Origin of the sequence: Rhizobium sp. TBD182 (genome assembly GCF_001950375.1) — a bacterium.
Classification (GTDB): domain Bacteria; phylum Pseudomonadota; class Alphaproteobacteria; order Rhizobiales; family Rhizobiaceae; genus Agrobacterium; species Agrobacterium tumefaciens.
The window spans coordinates 2,040-26,720 of the sequence record NZ_BDLN01000014.1 but is presented as its reverse complement, the minus strand read 5'-3'; the positions used below and the strand labels follow the sequence as shown (position 1 = coordinate 26,720).

At 56.4% G+C, this 24,681-nt stretch carries 24 protein-coding genes and 2 pseudogenes; 19 read left to right on the top strand and 7 right to left on the bottom strand.

The genetic code is table 11. From position 1 onward, the window contains the following. Window positions 1-11: 11 nt before the first annotated feature. Window positions 12-590 (top strand): annotated as a pseudogene (locus T18_RS24955) (LLM class flavin-dependent oxidoreductase); the annotation flags it as partial. Window positions 591-714: 124 nt separating this feature from the next. On the opposite strand, the gene T18_RS24950 reads toward T18_RS24955, so the two are convergent. Then, window positions 715-1,623, bottom strand: coding sequence for a LysR family transcriptional regulator (locus T18_RS24950; protein ID WP_038497462.1), 909 nt, complete (start codon window positions 1,621-1,623; stop codon window positions 715-717). A 285-nt stretch (window positions 1,624-1,908) separates the two neighbouring features. Here T18_RS24950 and T18_RS24945 point away from each other — a divergent pair, with 285 nt between their 5' ends. The 3 genes from T18_RS24945 to T18_RS24935 are packed head-to-tail and all read left to right on the top strand — an operon-like array spanning window position 1,909 to window position 5,551. Next, a complete protein-coding gene (locus T18_RS24945) occupies window positions 1,909-3,324 on the top strand; it encodes a c-type cytochrome (protein WP_046205655.1) in 1,416 nt (471 codons plus the stop codon). A 51-nt stretch (window positions 3,325-3,375) separates the two neighbouring features. Beyond that, window positions 3,376-3,924 carry a sugar dehydrogenase complex small subunit gene (locus T18_RS24940; RefSeq protein WP_051489746.1) on the top strand — a complete coding sequence of 183 codons (549 nt, stop codon included), beginning with the start codon at window positions 3,376-3,378 and terminating at the stop codon, window positions 3,922-3,924. Then, entirely contained in the window at window positions 3,917-5,551 is a 1,635-nt protein-coding gene (locus T18_RS24935) for a GMC family oxidoreductase (protein ID WP_038496610.1), read from the top strand. Before T18_RS24940 ends, T18_RS24935 begins: the two co-directional genes overlap by 8 nt. 331 nt (window positions 5,552-5,882) lie before the next feature. On the opposite strand, the gene T18_RS24930 is transcribed toward T18_RS24935, so the two are convergent. From T18_RS24930 to T18_RS24905, 6 genes are all read right to left on the bottom strand, one after another. Then, window positions 5,883-6,479, bottom strand: a complete 597-nt coding sequence (locus tag T18_RS24930; protein ID WP_051489747.1) for a nucleotidyltransferase domain-containing protein — start codon at window positions 6,477-6,479, stop codon at window positions 5,883-5,885. A 115-nt stretch (window positions 6,480-6,594) separates the two neighbouring features. Beyond that, window positions 6,595-7,113: a MarR family winged helix-turn-helix transcriptional regulator gene (locus T18_RS24925; RefSeq protein ID WP_038497470.1), complete on the bottom strand. Its 519-nt coding sequence runs from the start codon at window positions 7,111-7,113 to the stop codon at window positions 6,595-6,597. A 16-nt stretch (window positions 7,114-7,129) separates the two neighbouring features. Then, window positions 7,130-7,555 carry an antibiotic biosynthesis monooxygenase family protein gene (locus T18_RS24920; protein ID WP_233285009.1) on the bottom strand — a complete coding sequence of 142 codons (426 nt, stop codon included), beginning with the start codon at window positions 7,553-7,555 and terminating at the stop codon, window positions 7,130-7,132. Window positions 7,556-7,621: 66 nt separating this feature from the next. After that, a complete protein-coding gene (locus tag T18_RS24915) occupies window positions 7,622-8,218 on the bottom strand; it encodes an isochorismatase family cysteine hydrolase (RefSeq protein WP_038496616.1) in 597 nt (198 codons plus the stop codon). Window positions 8,219-8,244: 26 nt separating this feature from the next. Beyond that, a complete protein-coding gene (locus T18_RS24910; protein WP_038496618.1) occupies window positions 8,245-8,919 on the bottom strand; it encodes a glutathione S-transferase family protein in 675 nt (224 codons plus the stop codon). A 29-nt stretch (window positions 8,920-8,948) separates the two neighbouring features. After that, window positions 8,949-9,707 (bottom strand): SDR family NAD(P)-dependent oxidoreductase, encoded by a 759-nt coding sequence (locus T18_RS24905; protein ID WP_038496623.1) that lies wholly within the window; start codon window positions 9,705-9,707, stop codon window positions 8,949-8,951. 172 nt (window positions 9,708-9,879) lie between these two features. On the opposite strand from T18_RS24905, the gene T18_RS24900 reads away from it, so the two are divergent. The 15 genes and pseudogenes from T18_RS24900 to T18_RS26865 form a co-directional block, all read left to right on the top strand. Next, window positions 9,880-10,776: an AraC family transcriptional regulator gene (locus T18_RS24900; protein WP_038496626.1), complete on the top strand. Its 897-nt coding sequence runs from the start codon at window positions 9,880-9,882 to the stop codon at window positions 10,774-10,776. A 485-nt stretch (window positions 10,777-11,261) separates the two neighbouring features. Beyond that, window positions 11,262-11,873 (top strand): TetR/AcrR family transcriptional regulator, encoded by a 612-nt coding sequence (locus tag T18_RS24890; protein ID WP_080863795.1) that lies wholly within the window; start codon window positions 11,262-11,264, stop codon window positions 11,871-11,873. Between the two features lie 547 nt (window positions 11,874-12,420). Beyond that, the gene (locus T18_RS24885) at window positions 12,421-13,653 is read left to right on the top strand and encodes a metal-dependent hydrolase family protein (RefSeq protein WP_038496635.1); all 1,233 of its coding nucleotides are present in this window, start codon (window positions 12,421-12,423) and stop codon (window positions 13,651-13,653) included. 5 nt (window positions 13,654-13,658) lie between these two features. After that, the gene (locus T18_RS24880; RefSeq protein ID WP_038497473.1) at window positions 13,659-14,483 is read left to right on the top strand and encodes an ABC transporter permease; all 825 of its coding nucleotides are present in this window, start codon (window positions 13,659-13,661) and stop codon (window positions 14,481-14,483) included. Continuing rightward, window positions 14,483-15,538, top strand: a complete 1,056-nt coding sequence (locus T18_RS24875; protein WP_038496638.1) for an ABC transporter ATP-binding protein — start codon at window positions 14,483-14,485, stop codon at window positions 15,536-15,538. The genes T18_RS24880 and T18_RS24875 overlap by 1 nt, the downstream gene beginning before the upstream one ends. A 67-nt stretch (window positions 15,539-15,605) precedes the next feature. Beyond that, window positions 15,606-16,634, top strand: a complete 1,029-nt coding sequence (locus T18_RS24870; RefSeq protein ID WP_038496641.1) for an ABC transporter substrate-binding protein — start codon at window positions 15,606-15,608, stop codon at window positions 16,632-16,634. Window positions 16,635-16,714: 80 nt separating this feature from the next. After that, on the top strand, window positions 16,715-17,557 hold the full coding sequence (locus tag T18_RS24865; RefSeq protein WP_038496644.1) for an ABC transporter permease: 843 nt from the start codon (window positions 16,715-16,717) through the stop codon (window positions 17,555-17,557). Window positions 17,558-17,595: 38 nt separating this feature from the next. Continuing rightward, window positions 17,596-18,351: an ABC transporter ATP-binding protein gene (locus T18_RS24860; protein ID WP_038496648.1), complete on the top strand. Its 756-nt coding sequence runs from the start codon at window positions 17,596-17,598 to the stop codon at window positions 18,349-18,351. Beyond that, entirely contained in the window at window positions 18,348-19,055 is a 708-nt protein-coding gene (locus tag T18_RS24855; RefSeq protein ID WP_038496652.1) for an ABC transporter ATP-binding protein, read from the top strand. The genes T18_RS24860 and T18_RS24855 overlap by 4 nt, the downstream gene beginning before the upstream one ends. 37 nt (window positions 19,056-19,092) lie before the next feature. Next, a complete protein-coding gene (locus T18_RS24850; RefSeq protein WP_038496655.1) occupies window positions 19,093-20,280 on the top strand; it encodes an ABC transporter substrate-binding protein in 1,188 nt (395 codons plus the stop codon). Between the two features lie 13 nt (window positions 20,281-20,293). Further along, window positions 20,294-21,154: a branched-chain amino acid ABC transporter permease gene (locus tag T18_RS24845; protein WP_038496658.1), complete on the top strand. Its 861-nt coding sequence runs from the start codon at window positions 20,294-20,296 to the stop codon at window positions 21,152-21,154. Between the two features lie 2 nt (window positions 21,155-21,156). Further along, complete coding sequence (locus T18_RS24840; protein ID WP_038496661.1) at window positions 21,157-22,101, top strand: branched-chain amino acid ABC transporter permease; 945 nt, start codon at window positions 21,157-21,159, stop codon at window positions 22,099-22,101. A gap of 15 nt (window positions 22,102-22,116) precedes the next feature. Next, window positions 22,117-22,617, top strand: coding sequence for a GAF domain-containing protein (locus T18_RS24835; RefSeq protein ID WP_051489749.1), 501 nt, complete (start codon window positions 22,117-22,119; stop codon window positions 22,615-22,617). A 168-nt stretch (window positions 22,618-22,785) separates the two neighbouring features. After that, window positions 22,786-24,015 (top strand): metal-dependent hydrolase family protein, encoded by a 1,230-nt coding sequence (locus T18_RS24830; protein WP_038496664.1) that lies wholly within the window; start codon window positions 22,786-22,788, stop codon window positions 24,013-24,015. 122 nt (window positions 24,016-24,137) lie between these two features. Then, window positions 24,138-24,281: pseudogene (locus T18_RS26865) on the top strand (IS6 family transposase); the annotation flags it as partial. Window positions 24,282-24,681 lie beyond the last annotated feature (400 nt).

The window sequence follows — 24,681 nt, the reverse complement described above, 5'->3', positions numbered from 1 at the left end:
CTACCTGACATCCCATCATCGCTCAATCCTTCGCAAATCAACCATTGAAACATCAGCGCATCTATCCGCCGATCGCCGAGGGACAGCTTAAGACCTGAATCGGTGTCGGTGGAAGCCCGGAATCGGTCATCCGTGCCGCGCGTTACGACATGAACCTGATGCTTGCCATCATCGGAGGGGATTCTGCCCGTTTCGCGCCTTATGTCGAACTTTACAAAAAGGCATCCGAGCAAGCCGGGCAGACGACAGGCGATATCGGCGTGCACTCGCCAGGATATGTGGCCGAAACCGATGAACAGGCCCGCCGCGACCTCTTCCCGCATTTCAAGACAATTCGGGATCGGCTTGGTAAAGAGCGCGGTTGGCCGCCGATAACGGAAGCGGGTTTTGACAACGAGATCGAACACGGATCGCTCTACGCGGGATCACCCGAGACCGTTGCCCGGAAAATTGAAAACACTGTAAAGGCTCTCGGAATCTCGCGATTTCAGATCAAATATTCCGCTGGCTCGATGGACCATGAAAAGCTCATGCAGAGCATTGACCTCTATGGATCGAAAGTGACCGGCCTTGTGCGCGGCCTGCTCTAGAACGATTGACGCCCGGCATTTCGACGGCGCCACCGCCAACATCTCCGTGGTGGTTGGCACACCGTGATTTCGTACAGTTTCTGCTGGATCAGGCCAAGCGAGGCTTGTCGAGAATGGACGCATACTAAAAAGGTGTCCCGTTATAACCTTCGGCATATTGGAGAAGGTGGTCCAGCAGCTTTGCTGCATATCGGGGCAGATGAAGTTTGTTTCTAACGCACAGATACAGCTCCCGCTCTGCCCACGGCTCGTCGATCTGCACGCTGCGCAAGCTCATGGTGAGACCGTACCGAGATGCGGCCGTTTGTGGCACAATGCCAATGCCTACACCGGTCTCGACCATACGGCTCAGCGACTCGAAATTCTCGCACCGGAGACGAATATTCGGCCGGCGTCCCGATTCGTTGGCTAGGCGACGGAGGAATTGCGATAACGCCACCTTCTCCGGCAAGCCGATCAACGGGCGGTCGAGGATCGAGGAGAAATTGGCGGAGCCCGTCAATGGCGAAGTGGTCGGCACAATTAGCACAAGCCGATCGTGCACAAACCGCCATCGTTCCAGTCCGGTCATGTCTGCTGTCGCGGCAACCACGCCGATATCCGCTTCGCCATTGCGCAAAAGATTAACGACCTCGTGACTGGGCTTGTCCTTCATGGACAAGAATATGTCCGGGTTGTCTCTAAGAAAGGGACCAAGTGCCTGAGGCATGTGCTCCGACAGCATGTTGGTGTTGGACAGCACGCGAACTGTTCCGCTTCGTCCCTCGGCAAATGTTTCAATGTCAATTTCGAGTTTGCGTGCGTTATCAAGTATGGTTCTGGCGTGGCGGGCAAACATATGCCCCGCCAGGGTCGGCCTTATGCCTCGCCCCGTGCGCTCGAAAAGCTCCAGGTTGAAGGCCCGTTCCAGCCGCTTCAGTCGATTGCTCAGGGCTGCAACGACTAGGTTGTTTTCCTCTGCTGCGGCCGAGAGGGTCCCGCGCTCGATTGCTGACACAAAAATCTTGAGGTCTGTAAAATCGAATTTCTGCATGCTTTCATCCATGGTGAAAGCTGCTTTTATGACAAATTGATTTTCAACGCCATCACTTCGGCGCTATGACCCGGGCCAAGTCGTGCCCGCGACACATCGACACGCCAAATGTCCTGTTCCAGGGGCTCTCTAAACAAGCATTTTCAAACAAAAAATTGCTTTAGAAGGAATGGCGCATTTCTGGTGGTTCTACGCGGGATCATGGCCACATGGATCAGCCTTGCTCGTGGGAGGGGAAGCTTGGTCTGGCAGATATCATTCATGCTTGATGAAAGCGCGTTGCCTATGCCTAAGCTTCCTCTCACCTTGCGACCCGTTTTACTCTGTCTGACCACGCTGGTTGCAACGGCTGGCGCCAGCTTCGCGGACGATGCTTCAGATCTCGCGGCGCGTGGTCGCTACCTTGCGACGGCAGCCGACTGTACCGCCTGTCACACCGCGCCGCATGGCGGCACGCCTTTTGCCGGCGGCTACGGTATCGATACTCCGCTCGGAAAGATCTTCTCGACCAACATCACGCCGTCGAAGGATGACGGCATAGGCGATTATAGCGAAGAGGATTTCGCCCGCGCCGTGCGCGAAGGTGTCGCCAAGGATGGCAGCCATCTTTATCCGGCCATGCCTTACACGGCTTACGCCAAGATCACCGATGACGACATGAAGGCGCTTTATGCCTACTTCATGAACGAGGTAAAGCCGGACGATCACAAGCCGCAGAAAACCGAGCTGCCTTTCCCGTTCTCCATCCGGACCTCGATGGCCGTCTGGAACCTGCTGTTCCTCGACAAAACCCGCTTTCACCCCAACTTGGCAAAGTCGGCCGAATGGAACCGGGGTGCCTATCTTGCTGATGCGCTGGAGCACTGTTCGACGTGCCACACGCCACGCAACGCCTTCATGGCTGAAGACGCCAGCAAGCCGCTCGCCGGCGGTGCCGTCGGATCGTGGTATGCACCCAACATCACCTCCGGCAAGGTCGCCGGTATCGGCGGCTGGTCCGACGATGAGCTGATCCGGTATCTGAAGACAGGTAATGTCGCCGGCAAGGCGCAGGCCGCCGGTCCAATGGCGGAAGCGGTCGAAAACAGTCTGCAGTACCTTTCCGACCGCGACCTCAAGGCGATTGTCACCTATCTAAGGGACGTGCCGGCGATCGCATCCGGTGACAAGCCGTCACGCGCTGAGCTTGGCAAGCCTTCATCCGTTATTGAGGCGTCGCTTCGCGGCCTGCCGGGCCAGACGGCGGATGAAAATGGTTATCACGTGTTCAGCGGCAGTTGTGCCGCCTGCCATCAGGTTGAAGGGCAGGGGAATGACCATTACCCGAGGCTGTTCCACAACACGGCGACCGGTGCAGACCGCCCGGACAACCTCGTTTCGACCATTCTCTACGGCCTGCATCGCACCGCTGGCGATCAAGTCGCCTTCATGCCGGCTTTTGGTCCTGACGCATCCTATACGGATCGTCTATCGGACAAGGATATCGCCGACGTCAGTAACTATATACTGGCGAATTACGGCAACCCCGCCGTCAAGGTGAAAGAGGGCGATGTGGTGCGCATCCGTGAGGGCGGAGAGAAGCCGTTGATCGTCAAGCTGGCGCCGCTTGCAGCTCCCGCCGCGATCGCCCTTGCCGTCATCGTGCTTGCCCTGGTCCTGTGGCGGCTGTCGCGTCGTCGCTCGCGAAGGGCGCTCGGCTGAGCCTGTTCGTATCGCTATCCCTTCCGCATTGAACGCTCCCCGGAGATCCTGATGCCTTTTGATCCTTCTTCCCCGGCCATGTTCGGCCATCATGTCTCGCGTCGTAGCCTACTGCGCGGCACGGCCGCCCTCGGCGGTCTGGCAATCGCTGCCAATATGCTCGGTCCGATATCGTCCGCTGCGGCCGACGAAGGCGTTGCTTCTTTCACCCATCTTTCGGAATTCCTCACCGGCCATAAGCTCGACCCGGTGCTAGGTGCCCGGTTTTTCGCGGCGCTGAAGAAGCGCGACGCGGATCTGGACGCAAGCCTCGCTGCTTTGTCGCAGCTGATACAACAGTCAGGCGTGCCGGACATGGACGGTTTCCTGGCTCTGACCGGCACCGATCCGGCATTGATGCTGACTGCTACAAAGGTGGTATCCGCCTGGTATCTCGGTGTCGTTGGTGAGCCTGAAGATGCGGAACTGATCACCTATGCCGACTCGCTGATGTACCGCCCGACCAAGGGCCTCCTTACCGTCCCGTCTTATGGTCCCGGCCCCAATGCCTGGGGACCGAAGCCCGGTAGCAAGATCTCACAGGAAGAAAACAATGGCTGACACATCCTATGATGCGGACCTGATCATTATCGGCTCGGGTGTCATGGGCGGGATCGTTGCCGCCAACCTCGCAAAGGCAGGCAAGAAGGTCATCGTGCTGGAGGCAGGCCCACGCGTCAATCGCCGTGAGATCGTCGAGACCTATCGAAATGCCCCGGTAAAACTATCGCTTGCCAATGCCAAGCTTCAGGGTGCAGGCTCACCGTTCCCCAGCCTTGCGCATGCACCGTCAACCTATGGCGACTACCTGCAATATGAAGGGCCGGTAAAGTACAATACATCCTACCTTCGCGTGGTCGGCGGCACGACTTGGCATTTCGGTTCGGCGCTGTGGCGCATGATACCGAATGACTTCCGGATTCAGTCCCTTTACGGCCGGGGCCGTGACTGGCCGATCGGTTACGACGATCTGGAGCAATATTACAACAAGGCAGAACTCGAACTCGGTGTGACCGGCACTGACGGTCAGGACGAAAGCGGCCAAGGCGGTGGCCCTATGCCGCCGCGTTCTATGCCGTTCCCGATGAAGCAGCTTAACACCAGTTACATGTTCGACATGCTGGCGCAAAAGCTTGCAGTGGGTGGCTTCAATCCGGTGCTGGAGCCGCATGGTCGCGCCTCGCGCCCTTATGGCAACCGTCCGGTCTGTGCTGGCAATAATAACTGTAATCCGGTCTGTCCCATCGGCGCAAAGTATGACGGATCGATGCATATCGATGAAGCCGAACGGCATGGCGCGAAGCTGCTGGATAATTCTCCGGTTTACAGGATCGAGGCCGGAGACGATGGCAAGATCACAGCGATCTGGTACAAGAAGCCCGACAATTCCGAACATCGGCTGACGGCAAAATATTTCGTGCTTGCGGCCTACGGGATCGAATCCGCGAAACTGCTTTTGATATCGACCTCGGAAAAATATCCGAACGGTATTGCCAACTCGTCGGATCAGGTCGGACGCAACCTGATGGACCACACCGGCATCAGCATGAACATGCTGACAAAGGAAGATATGTGGCCGGGCGAAGGGCCGACCGAACTGCTGGTTTATCTCAACCAGCGTGATGGTGAATTCCGCAAGGATTATCCAAGCTACAAGATCAAGGTCCGTAATACTGTGCCGACAGCACAGATGACCGAAGGTTTCATCAAAAAGGGTATTCTCGGATCGAAGCTCGATGAACAAATCCGCAAATATTCCGCTCGCTCACTCAACTGGGCCATCGATTTTGAGCCGCTTCCGCTGGCTGAAAACCGGGTGACGCCGTCGAAGACCAAATTCGATGCACTCGGCATCCCGGTTCCTGTCCTCTATTACAGCGTCACCGAGTACTGGAATGCTGGTCGTGACCGCGGGCTTCAGGATTTGAAAAAGATCGCAGAACTGCTGGATGCGGAAGTGTTGTCCACCGACGTAAAATGGCAGAACCGCCAGCACGTGATGGGTACAACACGCATGGGTGATGACCCGGCGGATTCGGTCGTTGACCGCGATTGCCGCACACATGACCATCCGAACATGTTCATCGCCGGCACCAGCGTCATGCCCTCTGCCTCCTGCATGAACCCGACGCTCACAGGTGCCGCGCTCAGTGTCCGGATTGCAGAGCAGCTGATAAAGGAGATCTGACAACCTACACCGTCGGTACGCAACCTCCTTGCGCACTTTGAAATTCTATCAGTGCGCAGCGGCCTAGCGAGATTAGCAGGCCGCATGTTCTTATCCTTTCAAGGCGTGAAACGGCACGGCAATGAACAAAACGGTTAGCAGCGCGCCTTCCTTCGATCGTTTCGTCGATCGCGAGTCGGGCGCCGGTGATTTCCGGTAGATGGTCGGCGCCGATTTTTCGTTCGGCGAAGATATCCTCAACGATCGAGGTGGCTGCCGCTGCATTTCCCGGAATAGTAGCTGTTCAGTCAAGATTCGCTCTGTGGACGGAGCCTGCGTTTGTAGTGTTCCCTTATAAACGCGCTATCCATTCATGCTCGGGATGCAGGGCCTCTAGCCAGAGGCGCAGATCAAGCTTTTCTTGGAAATTGAGTTTGGGGAGCGCGGCCTCGAAGTCGCGCTCGTCTTTCTCTCTACGGTACTTTGCCTTGAAGAGCAGAACGTTGGCCGGTGCGAGATAGGGGGTACCCAGTTTGTTCCTTCGAACGGCGGTCGCTCTGGGCATTTGGATCGAACGATCACGTTTGTACACCCAGACTTCCGGTGTTCCCCGCTCGACCATCATATCAACACGCCAGAAACCAGCGGCTGTGTCAGCACCCCAAAGCTGCCACAGGTCTGCCGGTGGCCCAGCGTTTGGGGCGAGGTAGGAGAGCTTCCCCTCCCTTACTTCAAAGAAATCCAGCTCGGACAAGATTTTGCGGCAACCATCTATACCGGCAGGTAGAACGGCGAATTCCAGATCTTCATGCGCCCGGGTCTGATGGCCGTGCCACAGGTCCAAAGCCCAGCCACCGACGACATACCACTCTGATCCCCCGTGTCCAATACGTGCATGCAGCTCATTTGGCGACCAGGCATTCCAAGAGTCTTCTGGGAGAGGGTTCATGCGGAGGACCAGACTAGGGTTGGGACGGTTCAGGCGTCTTTTTGGGCCAACGTCCGATCTGACGCAATAGGATCGAGACCATCCGGGTCTTTTGCCCAGTTTACAGGTCCTGACCCTACGACGTTTTCAACCTCAAGCCCCCAAGCAGCTTGATCGACAGCGCATTGAATTGCTGCTGCTCGGCCACCGTTAATCCCGCCAACGCGATGCGCTCGTTTTCGACATGCTGCGCGAGCATCTTATCGATCAACGAGACGCCTATCGGCGTTAGCGCCACCAGTACGCCGCGTCGATCGGTCGGATGGCGCCGCCGCTCCACCAAGCCTTCTCGCTCAAGTCGGTCAATGCGAGCCGTCATTCCTCCGGAGGAGAGCATGGCGGATTCATAAAGGCGGGTAGGAGTAAGTTCGTACGGCGCCCCTGAGCGACGCAGCGTTGCCAGAACGTCAAACTCTCCGCTTTGCAAGCCATGCTCCATAAAAAATGGAGTGAGGCGATCACGCATTATGAGCAGCGCAATTTCACCCAACCGCCCGAGCAATTCCATCGGGAAGGGATCAATGTCGGGACGCTCTTTTCGCCATTGTTCGGCCGCCGCCGATGCGGCGTCCAGATTGTTGATGGGCTGACTCATGTCACGTATCTCGAATTTAAGAAGCCTGGCGGAAACAGTAGCATGGATTAACGTTGTCCTCGTGCAGGTCCCAGACCGATGTCCGTCGGCGACCTGTGCCGAGAGGATGCAGCCGTCGTTGGCACCGTGAAGCTGCAACATGGGCGCCGTGATCGGCAACATCTCGAATATGTGCATGACTGGCGGTGCGGCGAGGAACGGTTCGGTCAACGGTCGATTTGTCACCATGTGCGACGATGTACGATGCGCAGAGAGAGCGGCCTCGTCGCTCGTAGATTTCGATCAGCGTGTAGCTGTCGGCCACAGTGCGCGACTTGAACAGTTCGTACAGACGAGTACGAGGCTCGTTGGCACGCACTGCGGCCGCCTGGACCGCGAAGGCGCGTTCAAATGCGTCGGTGCTACCCGGCGCGACTCTGAGTTCGACCATCATCCCGATCATTATATCACCCTGTATCTACGGCCGAGGAAAGCCCGGCCCCATGACGGAGCCGGGTCCAGCGGTGGATTATGCCTGCGACACGAATTCCTGCGTGGTGATGGCGTTGGCGTAGAAGGGTGCGATCTCCGCCACGAAGTCGTCCTGTTGCTTGCGGGTATATCCGGCTGACGCGTCGTAGATGACGTTGGTGTGGTAGCCGAGGTCATGGGCATTGCGCATCGAAGACTCGACGCACTGGCGCAGCGAGAAGCCGGCGAGGTAGATATCGAAGATGCCATTGTTGCGCAGGTAGCCATCGAGCGTGGTTCCGACGAAGACGCTGCTGCCGCCAGCGCGCTCGCGAACGACATGCTCGCCTTCTGCCGGCTCGAAGCCGGGGAAGAAATCGGCCTGCTCGCCCAGGAACGCGCCATGGTCGCGCGTGATCTTGCGCAGGCCGTACTTGGCCTCGCCCAGCACCTTGAAGGTTGGCTCGAACTTCAGCGCTGCGTGGATCACGTGCATGCCGCGACGGCGGGCCTCTTCGAGGATGATCTTCGAATTGGCGATAGCGGTGTCGACCTGCTCCCGATCCTGAAACACCGGATAAATGCCGCCGGTCGGGGAGAGCCAGTCGTTGACATATTCGATCAGGATCAGCGCGCTCTTGGATGCGTCGGTCATGATATCACTCCTTGGAATTCTGGTTGTTAAGCTGCGATCATCGCGCCTTGCCGGCGCAGGTGGTCGCGAAACAGGTCGGGATAGTTGTCGATCACGGCGTTCTTGACGCTGGATCGCTCGGCAAGTGCCGCGCGCCACGCCGTCACACGTGGCAGGCCAGCAAAGATCGGGTCCGCCACTTGCCGATCGATGATCCCGAAATAGCGGAACAGCGGTGCGTAGGCCGCATCGACGAGACCAAATTCCGCCCCGGCGAAATACGGGCCGTCGCCCAGTTCGGCCTCGATTTTGCTTAGCCGATCACGGAAGGCGGCCCGCCTGGCGTCGGCGGTCGCCATGTCCTTGGCGTGGAGGAACTGCCAGCCCTCCGTAAAGGTCTGGGTGGCGAATTCGATCCAGGCGCGATGCCGTGCACGCAGCAATGCATCGTCGGGGTACATCGCCGCGCCACCCTGCGTCTCGTTCAGATATTCGCAGATAACCACGCTTTCGAAGAGGATCGCCTGCTCACCGTGCGGCTGGCGCACCTTCAGCACCGGCACCTTGCCGGTCGGCGACAAGGCCAGGAACCAGTCGGGCTTGGCCGATAGATCGACGTTGACCCGGTCGAACGCCACTCCCTTTTCGAGAAGGACGATCGCGGCACGTTGGACGAAGGGGCAAAGCGGGTGACTGACGAGAGTGAGGTTTTGCTCGGTCATGATGGTGTCTCGATGTTCAGGAATGGAGATCAGAGCGACTGGCCGCCCGATACGTCGAACGTCGTGCCGTTAGCCCAGCCGAAATCGTCGGACAGGATCGCTGCGACCGCGCCGCCGATGTCGTCGGGCTGACCGACGCGGCCGAGCGCGATCTTGCTCGCGACGAAGGCATGAGCCTGTTCGTTATCGCGGACCCTACCACCGCCGAAATCGGTGGCGATGGCACCGGGCGCGATGGCGTTAACGCGAATCTGCCGCGCGCCGAGTTCCAGCGCCATGAACCGGGTCAGCGTCTCGAGCCCTGCCTTGGCTGCTGCATAAAGACCGAAGGTGGCCATCGACGTGCGCGTGAAGCCCGTAGAGACATTTAGGATGCGTCCGCCATCAGCGATGATCGGTAGCAATGCCTGCGTCAGGAACACCGGTCCGCGAAGGTGCATGTCGATCATCATATCGAACTGTTCCTCGCTTGCGTCAGCGACCTGCACGTGGACGACCGCACCGGCGTTGTTGACCAGATAGTTGAACCGGTCGCTGCCGAAGCGGCTCGCGAGCGTCTCAGCGAAGGATGCGGCGAAGGCCGGGAAGCTTGCTACCTTGGTGACGTCGAGCTCGAGCATCGCCGCCTTTCCGCCCATGGCTTCGATCTCTTCGACCAGCGTCTGGGCTTCCCCGGCGCCCTGGCGATAGGTGCCGACGATGCCGACGCCGCGACGGGCGAGGTGCAACGCCATGCTGCGACCGAGGCCGCGGCTGGCGCCGGTAATGAGTGCGATCTTCTGAGACATGGCTACATTCCTTTAGGTTTTGATTATCGGATGACACGCCGCTTGGGCGCCACATTCGCTGTCAGTCAAATAGGCGATTGCCACGCCCGACGCCCCGCCTAATGCTCTCAATTGCTTGCCTGATTGTCTCAAGGTCTTTGCAGGGGGAAGAAATGGTGTCATAGTCTTTGCCATGATCGACAACCTACAGCCTCTTCGCGATATTGCGCTCCGCCACGGGCGGACCGGAATGACCCTCACGCCGATACCCCGCCTGGAAATCGGCGTAGGACAGGCAACCTCAGGAACCTCGCCGTGTCTCTACCGCTCGATGATCTGCTTTATTCTGCAGGGATCGAAAGAGGTGGTCATCCATGACGACCTGCTGCGCTACGACGCGTCTCAATATCTGGTGAGCGCACTCGATCTGCCTTTGAGCGGGCAGATCCATGATGCTGACGACGGCAGTCCTTATGTGTCGATTTCGTTGGTCCTAGATGCGGCACTTCTCGCCGAGGTCGCATCGACGATGCCGGCGGTGCGCGATGCGGGCACGCCTGACAGCGGTCTCGCGATCAATCCGATGACGCCTCCGCTGCGCGACACGCTGCTGCGACTGCTGGCGTTGCTCGACACGCCTGCGGACATCCCGGGGCTCGCGCCGATGGCGGAATGCGAATTGCTTTATCGTCTCCTGCAGGGCCCGCAGGGGCGACTGTTGCGTCACATCGCCCGCCCGGAAGGCGCAATCGGCGGCATCCGCCGCGCAGTCGAATGGATCCGCGACCATGGCAACAGGCGCCTGCGGATCGAGGCTCTGTGTGAAGCTGCTGGCATGAGCCGCGCAAGCCTGCATCGCCACTTCGTAGCACTGACCGGATTGAGCCCGATCCAGTATCAGAAGCAGCTACGCCTTCAGGAGGCACGCCAGTTGCTCCTCGCCGGTGACCGGAGTGCCTCCGACGTCGCCTATGCGGTGGGCTATGAAAGCGCCTCGCAATTCAGCCGCGAATATCTGCGGCAGTTCGGAGCTCCGCCCGTCCGCGATGTTCGCAGGCTCAGGCAATCAATCGGCACTCCGATGATTTAGAAGGCTGTCAATTCGATGCTGTTGGCTTCGGGCAAGGGGAGGCGCCTGCTGAAGCCCTGCTTTCAGCGGTAGCCACTCGCCGTAGAATCGGGCGATCAGACGAGAGTCAGACTCGATCGCGCATAGCGCGTTCAAGACCAGTTTCTGGATCTTCTTGAAAAACCTAAGAAGCTGATACCAAATGATAAAAGCAAGTCGCTTTGAAGGTTCGGTTCCGCTCAATGCGCCCGTCGCAAACATAAAGTATCGTTACGTCTTCATTTATCTCATGCAATTGGGCATCCACTGCGACTATCCAAAAACTGCGCGGTATCATGACAGAGTTCCGACTGAAATAATTTCTTGACCTTTGCCGAGGAAAGAAGCTCTAAGGCGATGGATATGGGGTGACGAATATTTGCACGTCGTTCATTGAAAGCAGTGGGCAACATAGACCGAAGCGATAAGCGAAACCGGGACCAGTAGACTAGAAGGCGGCCACAAAGATGCGTCGAACCCAGGCCGAGCGATCTGAGGAAACACGTAAAAAGCTCTGTCAAGCGGCGCTCGACGCGATGAATGAGGTGGGTTACGGACGGTTCTCGACTGAGGATGTTGCGCTGCGGGCGAATGTTTCTCGCGGAGCGCTTACCCACCAGTTTCCAAGCCGCAACGCACTGATTATCGCCGCGTTTGATTATCTCATCGTTTCCTGGGAAACCGACTGGCTGGATTTTATCGTAAAGAATGAGCGCCGCCTCTCTCCGGATGAAGTGACAGATTTTCTTTGGGATAGGTTGTTCCAGGCAGGAAACTACATTGCGTCGCTAGAAATAATGCTGGCTTCCCGCAATGATGACGAATTAGGCAATGGCATTCGTGAGATCATGGTCAAGTGGGCATCGAGCAGGGACAACGCTATCGCCACACTGCTTGGCGTCGCTCTCGATCGGCCGGAAACGGATGAGTTCATACAGCTCAGCCTGTGTGTTCTGCGTGGCATAGCCCTTCATAGCAGTTTCAGTTCCAATTCGACCAAAGAGCTTCAGAGAAGCTTGCTTGGAAAATGGAAGGAAATGCTGGTTGCTGTATATGGAAATGATTGGCAAATGCAGTAGTCTTATCTGGTCCGGTTGCGTGACGTTGCGAGCGTCCTGATTACAGTTGCTCTTGCTTCGATTGGGTTGAGCCGGCTCTACCATGTCTTCAACCCCCGCCATATCTGGGACATCGCGGGGGGTACCAGTTAAACCCCTCAAGTAACCTCGCATCCGAGGCTTTTCCCTTACATTTGATCCGAGTGTGGCTGCCGTCGCCTGTTTGCCCCGGCTCTAAGCCGACTTCGCCGCGTCGCGCAATCGCTTCGGGGACGCTTGAAGTCATGCATTTTAATCAGCCAACGTATTTCTCATGTTGCGTGCAGTGCGAACGCTCATCGAAATTTGTCGATAGCAGTATTTATATTCAAATTGTAGAGTTATCAGAAAGATAACAACTTCATTGGGTTGTCGGCAATGGCGCGCCATTGTGCGGCGGCGCTTTTTTATGCCTTCATATTGTGCAGGTGCGAAAATTGCATTGTGCAGGGCACATTTTTGGATTTTTGCTATTTACAAACAGACATGACTGTTCGTAATGTTGAGAAAATACGAAATCGGGGTCCTCATGAACAGTTATATTTTCCACGGTGGCAAGGTACTCGACGTCGATAAGGGCGTGCTGGTCGAGGGTGTCGAAGTACAAGTCGAAGGGGAGCGAATTGTGCGTGTTTCCTCGGACCCAATAGTAGCAGCAGGGGTTACGCGCATTGATCTTGAAGGCCGCACTCTGATGCCTGGCCTTGTCGATGCCCACGTTCACGTCATCGCGACACTTGTTGATCTGGCCAAGAACGCAGAACTGCCCTCGTCTTTGATTGCCTTGCGCTCGCGCAAAATCATGCATGACATGCTGATGCGCGGTTTCACGACAGTTCGAGATCTCGCGGGAGCTGACCTCGGGATGAAAATGGCTGTTGAAGAAGGCATGATCGACGGGCCACGGCTGGTGATCTGCGGCAAGGCTCTCAGCCAGACGGTAGGTCATTGCGATTACCGAAGCCGCCACGACAAACGTGAATTGCACGCAGGCTCTCTCGGTGCATTGGGCCGAATTGCAGATGGCGTCGATCAAGTGCGACGTGCCACGCGTGAAGAAATCAAAGGCGGAGCAGACTTCATCAAGATTATGGCCAATGGCGGCGTTTCCTCACCAAATGACCCGATCCACGTTCTTCAGTATTCCCGTGAGGAAATAGTCGCGATTGTGGAAGAAGCGGAAAACTACGGTATGTATGTGGCCGCTCACACCTACTCGGATGCTTCGATCCGTCGAGCAGTGGAATGTGGTGTCAAATCGCTCGAGCACTGCAATCTGATCACGTCCGACACGGCGAAACTGGCCGCTGAAGCCGGTGCCATCGCTTGCCCGACACTTGTCGCCTATGAAGGGCTCGCTCTCGAAGGTGCGGCGTTTGGCTTGAGCCCAGATTCTCAGGCGAAAATCGATACCGTACGTGTCGCAGGTCTGGAATCCTTACGGATCATGCGCGATGCCGGACTCGAAATGGCCTTCGGATCTGACCTTCTCGGTCAGCTTCATAAGTATCAGTCGATGGAATTCTCGATCCGAGGAAAAGTCTTGTCGCCGCATGAGATCATCCGTTCTGCAAGCCGCGTTGCTGCGAAACTTTGCATGATGGAAAATCAGATTGGTGTCATTGCAGAAGGTGCTTATGCCGATTTCATCGTTGTCGATGGCGATCCGCTTGAGGATATCGACCTCCTGTCGCGGCCCGATGAGAGCCTCGCCATGATTATTCGCGGTGGCCAGTTCTACAAAAACACTCTCGGAAACTGATGCCCATGATCAAAGGAAGCACTCTTCCTGAAAAAACAGGGCGCTGGTTCGTCAGCAGCGTCAATCTCATGGCGTTGGGATTGATGCTGTTACCCCTGATCCTGGTGTGCTGGCTGTCCGTAATTTCAAACGAAATCCTTTCGCTTCCGGTGGAGGGTTATTCGCTTCACTGGTATCAGGAGGCATTCCGCCAACCGCAGTTTCTCGACGGATTCATTCTCAGTTTGGTGGTTGCTGCATTCGCAGCCGCAGCCGGGCTTGCCGTTTCCATCCCCGCCGCGATCATCATCGTCCGGCGGGCGTTTCGCGGCCGCTCAGCGATCCTTCAATTGCTGATGTCACCGTTGACTGTTCCGGCCATTGTGATCGGAGCATCGCTCTACATCACAGTCGTCGAGATCGAAATCGCAACCGGACTACCGCTGTCGGGCTCGGTTGGCGTGTTCGTGATGGGGCATGTTCTTCTGACAATACCCTGGTGCACTCGCCTTCTGGTCGCGTCATTGGAAGGCGCCAATCTTTCTGTCGAGGAAGCGGCTGCAAGCCTTGGTGATACCCCGGCCGGGATTATTTGGCGGATCACGCTCCCTCTTATCCGCCCAGGCATTTTTGCAGCGGCTGTGTTCTCTTTGGTCGTCAGCTTCGGAAACCTCGAGGTTTCGATCTTCCTGGCAAGTCCAGGTCAGGTCACGCTTCCTGTGGCGATGATGCAGTACCTCGAGTGGAAAATCGATCCTACGATCGCCTCCGTCTCCGTGCTTCAGGTCGCTTTCGTGGCAACCGCTCTGATTTTTTCCAACCGTTTCGTCAATATTTCCAGGATTGTGTGATGGCTAACGTCGAGATTACCGGCCTGAGGAAACAATATGGCACGTTCCGCGCCGTGTCGGATATTTCCCTTAAGATAGAACAAGGCGAGTTCCTGATTTTCCTTGGTCCTTCCGGCTGCGGGAAGACCACGACGCTGCGCATGATGGCGGGCTTTATCGAGCCAGATGCAGGGAGAATTGCGATCGGGGCTCGAGACGTGACCCACGAGCCACCGCATCGGCGCAATATCGGTCTGGTGTTCCAAAATTATGCACTTTTCCCCCATCTCTCGATCTTCGAAAACGTTGCCTTCGGTTTGCGGCGTCGAAAGGTGGCTGAAGAGGAAATTCGCAAAAGAGTGGGTGACGCACTCGACCTTGTGAAGCTGTCCCATCTGACTGGACGCTTTCCAAGGCAACTTTCCGGTGGTCAGCAGCAACGCGTGGCCATCGCAAGGGCGCTTGCGATCCGCCCTGATATTCTTCTTCTCGATGAACCATTGTCCAATCTTGACGCCAAGCTACGCCTTCAGGTTCGCGACGAGCTGCGAAACCTCCAGAAATCTCTCGGCATCACCACGATTATGGTCACACATGATCAGGAAGAGGCGATGTCGGTCGGCGACCGCCTCGTCCTCATGCAGGCTGGAGTGATCGAGCAGGTGGGCTCTGCCGGCGACCTTTACAACGCACCCGCCAACCGTTTCGTCGCCGACTTCATCGGGCGCACCAATTTTCTCAAAGGGGCCGCCATGGAAGCCGGTGCTTTCAGGACCGAGAATGGTCTGCTTGTGCAGGCCGCTGTCTATCGGGCCGGGTCTGAGGAAATCCTCATAAGACCTGAAGCCATTCGGTTGACGCGAGAAGCGACGACACAGGAGCCCAATTGCTTCCGCGGCCGCCTTGAGCGCTGCGTCTTCCTGGGCGGCATGGTCGAAGCCGATATCGAACTTGAAAGCGGAACTCGACTGAAGGCAGTAACGTCGCCGCGGGAACTGGACTTTGAAGGCCTCTCGACTGCGGTCAACAGTCCGCTTTTCGTCAGCATCGCAAAGAAAGACATCATTCCGCTTTGACCAGGAACCGGCGTGTCGTCGGTCATATCGAGCAGCGGATTTCAATTAAAAAAAGGGGAACTCAAAAATGCCGAACATCACTCGCCGCGCCTTTGGAGCACTTTCCGCAAGCGCCCTCCTATCGTCAGCGCTACCTGCCCTGGCGCAGGCTCGCGGCCGCGTCATCGTAGGAACGTGGGGAGGCGACTACCAGAGTTTGCAGCAGGCAAACATCGTCGATACCGTTTTGAAGGATAGTGGCCTGCAGGTCGTATTTGATCCGGCGGCAGAAACCGTTCGAAAATCCAAGATACTGGCCGAGCGCCGTCTGCCACGTGGTACCATGGACGTTGCCTGCCTGACGCGTCAGGGCACTTACGAGATGTACGCCAACGGTGCTCTCGAGGAGCTCGACGAGACAAAAATTCCCAATCTTGCAAAGGTTCATCCCTTCCTTCGGACCAAGTATTCCGTGCCTCACATGTATACTGGGCGCGTCATTCTTTACAATCCGAAGGAGGTTAATCCTGCACCAAGTTCCTACGCCGATCTCTGGGATCCGAAGTATGCCGGCCGCGTCGGTGTCATCGATATTCAGTATCAAAACACCATTGAATCAGCGGCAATGATTGCGGGCGGTGGACCTTCGAATGTCGAACCAGGCAAGGAAAAGCTGCTCGAGCTAAAGAAGCAGGGTGTTAAAATATACCCCACCAATGAAGCCATGGCGCAAGCCTTGAAGTCCGGCGAAGTTGTCATGTGCATCATGTGGAATGCGCGCGGCTTTATGTGGAAGAATGCTGGTATCGATGTCGATGTCGCTATTCCGAAGGAAGGGTTGGCACTTTACATTTCCGATGTCGGTGTCCCAAAGAACGCCCCGAACAAGGAAGCGGCTTTTGCCTACCTCCACGCAATGCTCGACGAGCGTCCGCAGGCCGCATTCGCTGAAAAAATGGGATATGCGCCGCCAAACTCGACGGTAACGCTGGACCCCGCTCTGGCAGCAGTCATCGACTACAAGCCTGATCAGCAGTTCGTACAGCCTGACCTCGAATACATGGCTAAAGTCGATGCAAGTCTGCAAAGCTGGTGGGAAAAGGACTTCAAGTCCTGATGACTACAAACTGATTTGCGCTACTCGCGCTTAAGAACGCGAGTAGCTGTCGCCAGTAACACTGATCCGGATGCCGGGTAATGCAGAAAAACAATCTTTCCGCAGCGGGAATGCTTATGCCCGCGACAACTATCGTTCTGGTCTTCATGGCACTGCCATTGTTGTACCTCTTGCGTTACAGCATGAACAGCTATGTGCCGGGTCAGTTCATGGTGAGCGATTTCACGCTTGCTAACTTTTCGGCGTTCTTCTCGGATAGTTATTATCTAAACGGAATGCGGACAACGATCCTCATGTCGTTTGGTGTGACGGTCGTATGCCTGATCGTGGGCCTGCCGTTGGCCAACTGGATATCGCGCAAACACGGAAGTATGAAAACCTTCCTGCTCATGCTGATTATCCTGCCGCTGTTCATTTCGAACGCTGTCAGAGCAGCAGGCTGGATGGTTGCTTTCGGCAAGAGTGGTGTGTTGAACTACGGGCTGCTTTCGCTTGGGCTGATCTCAACGCCGCTTGAAATAATGTATACGCCCTTAGCGGTCTTTGTGGGTATCGTCGCGGTCAATCTTCCCTACGTGGTCTTGACGCTCCAGAGTGTGCTCGAGGGGTTGGACGAGAATGTGGAGTTTGCCGCTGCAAGCCTGGGTGCGACGCCACTGCAAAACTTCCTGCTCGTAAAGCTGCCCCAGATCATACCAGGTCTTCTCGCTGCATTCGTTCTGTCGTTCATTTTGACAATGAATGCCTATGCGACCCCGGTCCTGCTCGGAGGTCCGTCATTTCGCATGATGTCACCAATGATCGTCGGCGAAATTCTCAACAAGGCGAACTGGCCATTCGGCGCTGCCCTGTCCTTTATCCTCCTCTCCGTCACGATCTCGATTACCGTCGTGGCCGGATATTACGTCAAACGGAAATACTGACCTGCCTTTCGCTCGCGGTCGTTTTCATAGAGGTTGGTATGCTCGAAATTAGCGGAGTTAAACGACATTTTGGTGGGGTTCACGCCCTTTCAGGAGTCGATCTGAAAATTGCCCAAGGCGGCATTATCGGGATGATCGGCCCCAACGGCGCCGGCAAGACAACACTGTTCAACTGCATCTCGGGTGTTCTGCCGGTATCCAGTGGAGAAATCCGATTTAAGGGCGAGCGTATCGAGAGGATGCGTCCCGACCAGATTTCAAGCCGCGGGCTCGTGCGTACGTTTCAGATTGCACGCGGGTTTCCGCGTCTGACCGTACTCGAAAGCTTGCTGCTTTACGGGACCAACCAGCCGGGCGAGAGCCTCTTGCAGGCGTTGACGCGCAGCAAGGCCAGCATTCGCCGCGAAGAGGAATTGCTCGGCAAGGCATTGGAAATTGCTGAGCGATTGAAGCTGTCGCATGTTCTGGACAACAAGGCTTCTGACCTCTCCGGCGGCCAGAAAAAGCTGCTCGAAATTGGCCGCGCCATGATGCGAGATCCTGGCATGCTCCTGCTTGATGAACCGATGGCCGGGGTCAATCCATCGCTTGTCAGGGAGATCGGCGAACGCCTCCTGGCCATCTCCAGAGAAGGTGTAACCATCGTGCTCATCGAACATCAGATGGACCTGATTTCCAGGCTTTGCGACCACGTGATCGTCATGGCTGACGGCAGGAAGATGATTGAGGGGACATTCGAGTTCGTGGCGGCCAACAAGGACGTCCAGAGCGCCTATATGGGAAGCCGCCGATGAGTGATTTGACAGTCGAAAATGTAATCGCTGGCTACTCCGCAGGGGATCAGATCCTCAAGGGCGTGAATTTTCATGTATCGCCAAGAGAGATCGTATGCATCGTCGGCCCCAACGGCGCAGGTAAATCCACTCTTCTAAAAACGATCGCAGGCCTGCTTCGTCCCTCGCAGGGGCGCATCGTCTACGGCGATACACCCATCAGCGGTTTAAAACCCCACGACGTATCCCGCCAGGGCATCGCCTTCGTACCCCAGGAGCATAATGTTTTCGGCAACATGACCGTTTACGAGAACCTGGAAATGGGCGGCTACATCGCCGCGAAACATTTTCGGATCCGTGCTGACGATGTCATGAGCCACTTTCCAATTCTTGCGAAAAAGAAAGGCCAACTGGCACGCACGCTTTCCGGCGGCCAGCGGCAACTGCTCGCGGTGGGGATGGCGCTGATGGTGGATCCGGGTCTCATCCTGCTTGACGAGCCCACTGCCGGCCTGTCTCCGGCGGCAGCCGACGAACTCTTCCGCGAAATTCGCAAACTGAGGGATTCCGGCAAGGCCATTGCTTTGGTGGAGCAAAATGCGCGTGAGGCCATGGAGATTTCCGACCGCACCTACATCCTTGTCGATGGAAGGAACAGCATCGAGGGGCCATCGGCAGACCTGCTTGCGAACGAGGACATCAACAGGATGTTCCTCGGGGGTTGATAGACACTACTGCGATTCAAACAAAAAGGGGAATGCCATGAACAGAAGAGAATTCCTTTCCGCATCCGCCATCGTTGCCGGCAGCCTATTTGCACCGGCAATCCTGCGAGCTGAAACCTCCATAAAACTTGGCGTGCTGACGCCGCTTACCGGTGCTGGCGCCCAGGATGGCCCCCGTATGCTGAAGGCGATGCAGGCGGTTGTCGACGAGGTCAACGGAGCCGGTGGTGTCCTGAACCGAACCATCGAACTGATCGTTGAAGATGATCAGACCAATCCCGAGGCCGCCGTCCGCGCGGCTCAAAAACTCGTCGGCGTGGATCGCGTTCCCGTTGTCATGGGAACCTGGGCATCTGCCGTGACCTCAGCCGTCGCACCGGTTTGCTGGGAGAGCAAGACGTGCCTGATGACCGTTTCAGGGGCCGATTCCATCACGCAGCTGCCGCATCAGGGTTACATTTTCCGAACGCAACCAAATACGGCGCTTCAGGCAACCAAGCATGCCGAATATCTTGTGTCCACGGGTGCGAAGAAAGTGTTCTACGTGGCGGTACAAACGCCTTTCGCCGCGACAATGAAAAACCAGATTGCCTCCGTTCTGGCATCAAACGGCGCCGAGCTTGTCGGCGGGCTGATTTACGAACCATCGAAGTCGAGCTATCGCTCGGAAATCGATAGCGCTATCGCCGCCAAACCCGATTTCATCTATCTCAACAGTTACGGACCAGACCTGACCGTCCTCCTGAAAGACCTGTATCGTGCCGGCTATGAAGGGGGACGCATTACCCAGTCATATGCCTACACCACCAAGGTGGCCGAGGGTATTCCATCGGATGTAACCGACGGTCTCGTAACGGCTCAGCCCTCGAGCGACGTCGACAGCGAAGCTTACGCGCTCGCACAGAAACGCCTGAACAACCAATCCGCGGATTCGTATGAAGCGCAGGCGACCGACTGGATCTCGCTTGCCCTTCTCTCGATCCAAAAGGTCGGGAAAGCTGAAGGCACGGGCATTCGGGACGCCGTCCGGCTTATCTCTCAGGGCAACGGCGCGAAAACATACTCGGCAGTCGAGGGTCTGAAGCTTCTCCGGGACGGAAAGGACGTCAATTACGACGGTGCGAGTGGTGCGTGTGACTTCAACGACAAAGGCGACATCGTCGATTGCCGGTTCCGCTACAGCGAAGCCAAAAACGGCAAGATCCAACTGATCAAAATCGTCTGATCGAGGACCAGGAATGAACGTTCTCCAGTTGATCGCAAACGGAATCATGGCGGGAAGTGTTCTCGCCATACCGGCCATCGGATTGACGGCCATGTATTCCGTACTCCGGTTTCCCAACTTTGCAATTGCGTCCCACGCCACAGTGGGCGCTTTTGCCGGCTGGGTCGCGAATGTTGAATTCGGCCTGTCAGTGGTGCCTGCGCTGGTTGTCGCTTTACTCGTCAGCGGGCTTGTTGGCCTGTTCACGGATGAATATATCCTGAAGCCGTTTCGCGCTGCCGGTGTGATCACCACGGCCATTGGCTCTCTCGCCTTGACAATCGGGCTGGAGAATGTCGTCCGCCTCTTTTATGGCAGCGATCTTCGCGGATACGATCTTCCCCTGGCCCGCGACATCACCGTTTTCGGCATCCATCTGGGGCCGCAACAGCTCAAGAACCTGATGGTGTCCCTGGTCGCAATGGCAATTGTCTTTGGTTTCCTGTCCTTTACCCGCATGGGGAAGGCGATGAGGGCCGTTGCCGACAATCCCAGGCTTGCCGACATCAAGGGGATCGATTCCCGCGTGGTGGCGCGCATTGCTTCATTCATGGGAATGGGGCTTGCAGGCCTGGGTGGTATGCTTCTTGGCCTCGATGCTTCCATCGATCCGATGACGGGCTCCCGTGCTATGCTGCCGATTTTTGCGGCGGCCGTCGTCGGAGGGCTGGGAAGCATTCCAGGGGCTGTGGCGGGTGCCTTGTTCGTAGGCATCGCAGAGGAACTCTCATTGCTGGTTCTGCCGGCCAGCTACAAGTCGGCAATCGCCTTCGTCGCGATTATCCTGATCCTGACGCTACGCCCGCAAGGGCTTCTCGGTCGCGAGGCTCGCTAGTCATGGAAGTTTACATTATCAGCATTTCGGTCGTGGCGGGTATCTATGCCGTTATGGCCCTCGGCCTCAACGTGATGTGGGGCATGGCTGGCCTCGTCAATCTTGGCCTTGTCGGTTCAGCCGCGGTTGGCGCCTATACCAGCGCCATCCTGACCAAGACGCTTGGCCTGCCGATTTGGGGAGGTATGATATTCGCCACAATCGCTGCGGCAATAGTCGGCGCAGGGCTCGCCATGCTAACCCGACGCCTGAAGGATCACTATCTTGCCATCGTGACTCTCGGTTTCGCGGAAACGATCCGCATCGTCGCGTCCAACGAAATATGGTTGACCAACGGCACAGATGGGATTTCGGGCATTCCTGGTCCTTTTCGGGCGGATCTCAGCCTGCTGCAATTCAATCTGGTCTATCTTGGCATAGTGGTCCTGATTTTGGCGGTGCTTTATTTCTGCTGCCAGCGGATTCTCTATTCGCCGTTCGGGCGGGTGCTTCGTGCTGTGCGTGACGATGATGTCGTCGTCAGCGTGGCCGGCAAAAATATGCAGGTCTTCAAGGTGCAGGCATTTGCACTGGGCAGCGGTATCATCGGTCTCGCGGGGGGACTTTATGCTCACTACACATCTTTCATCTCGCCCGATCTGTTTGTTCCACTGCTCACGCTGTACATCAAACTTTCCCTTCTTGTCGGCGGTGTCGGCAACAATCGGGGTGCGGTGCTGGGAGCTGCCATCATCATTGTCATCCTTGAAGGCTCGCGCTTCTTGATCCCCTTCATTCCCTATATCACGCCGCCCCAGGGCGCCGCGATGCGGGAACTCTTTCTCAGCGCGACACTTCTGATTGTCCTCAGGTTCAGGGTAGCCGGCCTCATTCCAGAAGCGCGAGATCATCCAGTCGTATCGCGTCTCCGTGCCAAGCTGCCCAACCTTGCGAAACCTACACCCTGAAAGGAATAGATCGTCATGAAAACCAAGACCCCAGTCCTGGACGATGTTTCACGCCTGGTCGCGGCGACCACAGCCCGGAACGATATCATCGAAAGCGCAGAGGTTCTCGATGACATTATCCAGGACCGTTTTGGCCACAAACTTTTCACCGTTCTGAGGATCGTCGAGGGCGGAGACGCCGTGGAGCGCCTCTATTCCAGTGACAGCGTTACCTATCCCCCGGGAGGACGGAAAGAGAGGGAAGATACCGTCTGGGGTCGTGTCGTGTACGGTGAAGGTCGCGTACTGATTTCGAAGAATGCGGATGATATTCGGGCAAATTTCCCGGACCATCAGATTATTTTCGGACTGGGCATCGGTAGCATGATCAACATCCCTGTCGTTTGGCAGGGAAAGGTAATCGGATCGGCCAATCTCTCGCATCGGGAGGAGGGGTACTACGACGAGCAAGACGGAGATTATCTGAAAACGCTGGTTGGAATTTTGGCTCCTGCCGTTGCCGAAACTTACGTCTGACGGCGCTCCTCGCCTTAGAATATTACCGGTCCAAGCTCTCCCGCAGTGCATGCCAACTGGTACCTGGAACTGGTGACTTTCCTATCAACTATCTTCTTAGACAGCCGTTCGAGGGCGTAAGCCCCCCAACGCCATTCCTTTATATGCCTCCGGAGAGACTAGACCGAAATGGCCACACTATTCAAAAACGCTCGCATATTTGATGGTTTCCAAAGAACTTTGATCGATGGCCTCTCCGTTCTGGAGGTAGATGGGACTATTCGCGAAGTCTCTTCGTCGCCAAGCTTGCCGGAGGGAACGATAACCGTTGATTGTCAGGGAAAGACACTCACGCCCGGTCTCATCGACGCTCACGTTCATGTCATTGCCAACAGCGTTGATCTAAGCGCTGCCAAGTTCTTCCCATCGTTCGTCTTCACTCAGGCGCGCTACATCATGGAAGGAATGCTGCAACGCGGTTTCACGACGGTCCGAGATGGTGGTGGTGCTGACGCTGGTCTCGTACAGGCTGTCGAACAGGAACTGATCGCCGGTCCGAGGCTGGTCATTTCAGGTTTGGCACTCAGCCAGACTGGTGGTCACGGCGATATGCGATCTGTCTTGCTCGCTCCGGGCGAAACGACCGCAAACAAGGTCGGCAGTTCGATCGCTCGCATTGCCGACGGCATATCGCAAGTGCGCGAAGCGGCTCGCGATGAGCTTAGAAAAGGAGCGCATTTCATCAAAATAATGGCTTCAGGTGGCGCAGCCTCAGTCACCGACCCCATCGAAAACCTGCAATACTCCGGCGAGGAACTTGAGGCAATCGTAGAGGAAGCGCGCGCCTGGAATACATATGTGATGGCGCATGCCTACACGCCTCGGGCTATTGCTGCTGTCGTCAAGGCTGGTGGTCGAACAATCGAGCATGGCAACCTGATTGATGAGCTGACAGCCAATCTGATGCGAGAGGCGGGTGCTTACCTGGTTCCGACGCTCGTCGCATCCGATATTCTGACCCAGTTTGCCGACAAATACGGATTTTCGAGCAACAGCATGCGAAAAATCGCTCAGGTGAGAGATCAGGGGCTCAAGGGCCTCTCAATCGCCCGCAAATCTGGCGTGAAAATCGGCTTCGGCACGGATCTTCTTGGGATCGAACTGCACGACTATCAAGGGGAGGAATTCACTCTCCGCGCAAAGGTCGAGGACCCAGTCGACACTTTGATATCGGCAACCAGCGTTAATGCCGAGATGATGATGATGGAGGGCCGGATCGGAGTGATCAGAAGGAATGCTGTCGCCGATATTCTTGTCGTGGAAGGCGATCCAACCGTGGATGCTACGGTTTTTACTCATCGAGGCGAAAACATCGACCTGATCATGAAAGGGGGCAAGATCTTAAAGAACAGGCTGTGACCGTGCGCAGCTCGATATCCGGGTTTGTCACCACGGCAGCATCAAGGGTGTTGTCACGTCAACCGGCTTGCGTTGCCTACCTTTTGGGTTGGGCGTAAATTTCGGCGAGGCAGACACCGTTTATCAGTTTCAAGCGTTACCGTTTTGCGCCGCAGATCGTTTGTCACGCGGTCTGGCTTTGCCTGCGGTTCAACCTGAGCCTTCGTAAAGTTGAGGAAATGCTGATCGAGCGTGGGATAGATATTTCATATGAGACGATCCGCCGTTCGATGCACGGAGGATTGCTGCCTGCATCGCTTGAAAAATTTCGAGCCGCTTGCCTTTCTCGGCTTGGGCAACTTAACGTGACAACATCATGTAATTCTTTGGCGATGAAGATGTCTGTACCGGCGGAGCGGAGTGCACAGCCGGGCAATGTCCACTTTTAGGCTGTATGTTTAAAACAGCGGTGGTCGCACCCCACATTTAATGGGCAGCCGAAAGAAAGCAATTGCTGCTGATAAACTGGTCAGCCGTCTCTCAATCCCGAAGAGAACGCATGTCGCGAAGGTTATTCTAAGTTGGCCGATCAATATGCTACCTTCGCTCTTTTGGTAGCACGTCCTTCTTGCACCACCAGGATCAGTCAGAAGCCTGTGGAGCTAGACCAAACGAGACCATCGCCGC

Coding starts and splice junctions, on each gene's coding strand:
- T18_RS24950 (WP_038497462.1), bottom strand. CDS start 1,623: ATGCAGAAATTCGATTTTACAGACCTCAAGATTTTTGTGTCAGCAATC.
- T18_RS24945 (WP_046205655.1), top strand. CDS start 1,909: ATGCCTAAGCTTCCTCTCACCTTGCGACCCGTTTTACTCTGTCTGACC.
- T18_RS24940 (WP_051489746.1), top strand. CDS start 3,376: ATGCCTTTTGATCCTTCTTCCCCGGCCATGTTCGGCCATCATGTCTCG.
- T18_RS24935 (WP_038496610.1), top strand. CDS start 3,917: ATGGCTGACACATCCTATGATGCGGACCTGATCATTATCGGCTCGGGT.
- T18_RS24930 (WP_051489747.1), bottom strand. CDS start 6,479: ATGAACCCTCTCCCAGAAGACTCTTGGAATGCCTGGTCGCCAAATGAG.
- T18_RS24925 (WP_038497470.1), bottom strand. CDS start 7,113: ATGAGTCAGCCCATCAACAATCTGGACGCCGCATCGGCGGCGGCCGAA.
- T18_RS24920 (WP_233285009.1), bottom strand. CDS start 7,555: ATGATCGGGATGATGGTCGAACTCAGAGTCGCGCCGGGTAGCACCGAC.
- T18_RS24915 (WP_038496616.1), bottom strand. CDS start 8,218: ATGACCGACGCATCCAAGAGCGCGCTGATCCTGATCGAATATGTCAAC.
- T18_RS24910 (WP_038496618.1), bottom strand. CDS start 8,919: ATGACCGAGCAAAACCTCACTCTCGTCAGTCACCCGCTTTGCCCCTTC.
- T18_RS24905 (WP_038496623.1), bottom strand. CDS start 9,707: ATGTCTCAGAAGATCGCACTCATTACCGGCGCCAGCCGCGGCCTCGGT.
- T18_RS24900 (WP_038496626.1), top strand. CDS start 9,880: ATGATCGACAACCTACAGCCTCTTCGCGATATTGCGCTCCGCCACGGG.
- T18_RS24890 (WP_080863795.1), top strand. CDS start 11,262: ATGCGTCGAACCCAGGCCGAGCGATCTGAGGAAACACGTAAAAAGCTC.
- T18_RS24885 (WP_038496635.1), top strand. CDS start 12,421: ATGAACAGTTATATTTTCCACGGTGGCAAGGTACTCGACGTCGATAAG.
- T18_RS24880 (WP_038497473.1), top strand. CDS start 13,659: ATGATCAAAGGAAGCACTCTTCCTGAAAAAACAGGGCGCTGGTTCGTC.
- T18_RS24875 (WP_038496638.1), top strand. CDS start 14,483: ATGGCTAACGTCGAGATTACCGGCCTGAGGAAACAATATGGCACGTTC.
- T18_RS24870 (WP_038496641.1), top strand. CDS start 15,606: ATGCCGAACATCACTCGCCGCGCCTTTGGAGCACTTTCCGCAAGCGCC.
- T18_RS24865 (WP_038496644.1), top strand. CDS start 16,715: ATGCAGAAAAACAATCTTTCCGCAGCGGGAATGCTTATGCCCGCGACA.
- T18_RS24860 (WP_038496648.1), top strand. CDS start 17,596: ATGCTCGAAATTAGCGGAGTTAAACGACATTTTGGTGGGGTTCACGCC.
- T18_RS24855 (WP_038496652.1), top strand. CDS start 18,348: ATGAGTGATTTGACAGTCGAAAATGTAATCGCTGGCTACTCCGCAGGG.
- T18_RS24850 (WP_038496655.1), top strand. CDS start 19,093: ATGAACAGAAGAGAATTCCTTTCCGCATCCGCCATCGTTGCCGGCAGC.
- T18_RS24845 (WP_038496658.1), top strand. CDS start 20,294: ATGAACGTTCTCCAGTTGATCGCAAACGGAATCATGGCGGGAAGTGTT.
- T18_RS24840 (WP_038496661.1), top strand. CDS start 21,157: ATGGAAGTTTACATTATCAGCATTTCGGTCGTGGCGGGTATCTATGCC.
- T18_RS24835 (WP_051489749.1), top strand. CDS start 22,117: ATGAAAACCAAGACCCCAGTCCTGGACGATGTTTCACGCCTGGTCGCG.
- T18_RS24830 (WP_038496664.1), top strand. CDS start 22,786: ATGGCCACACTATTCAAAAACGCTCGCATATTTGATGGTTTCCAAAGA.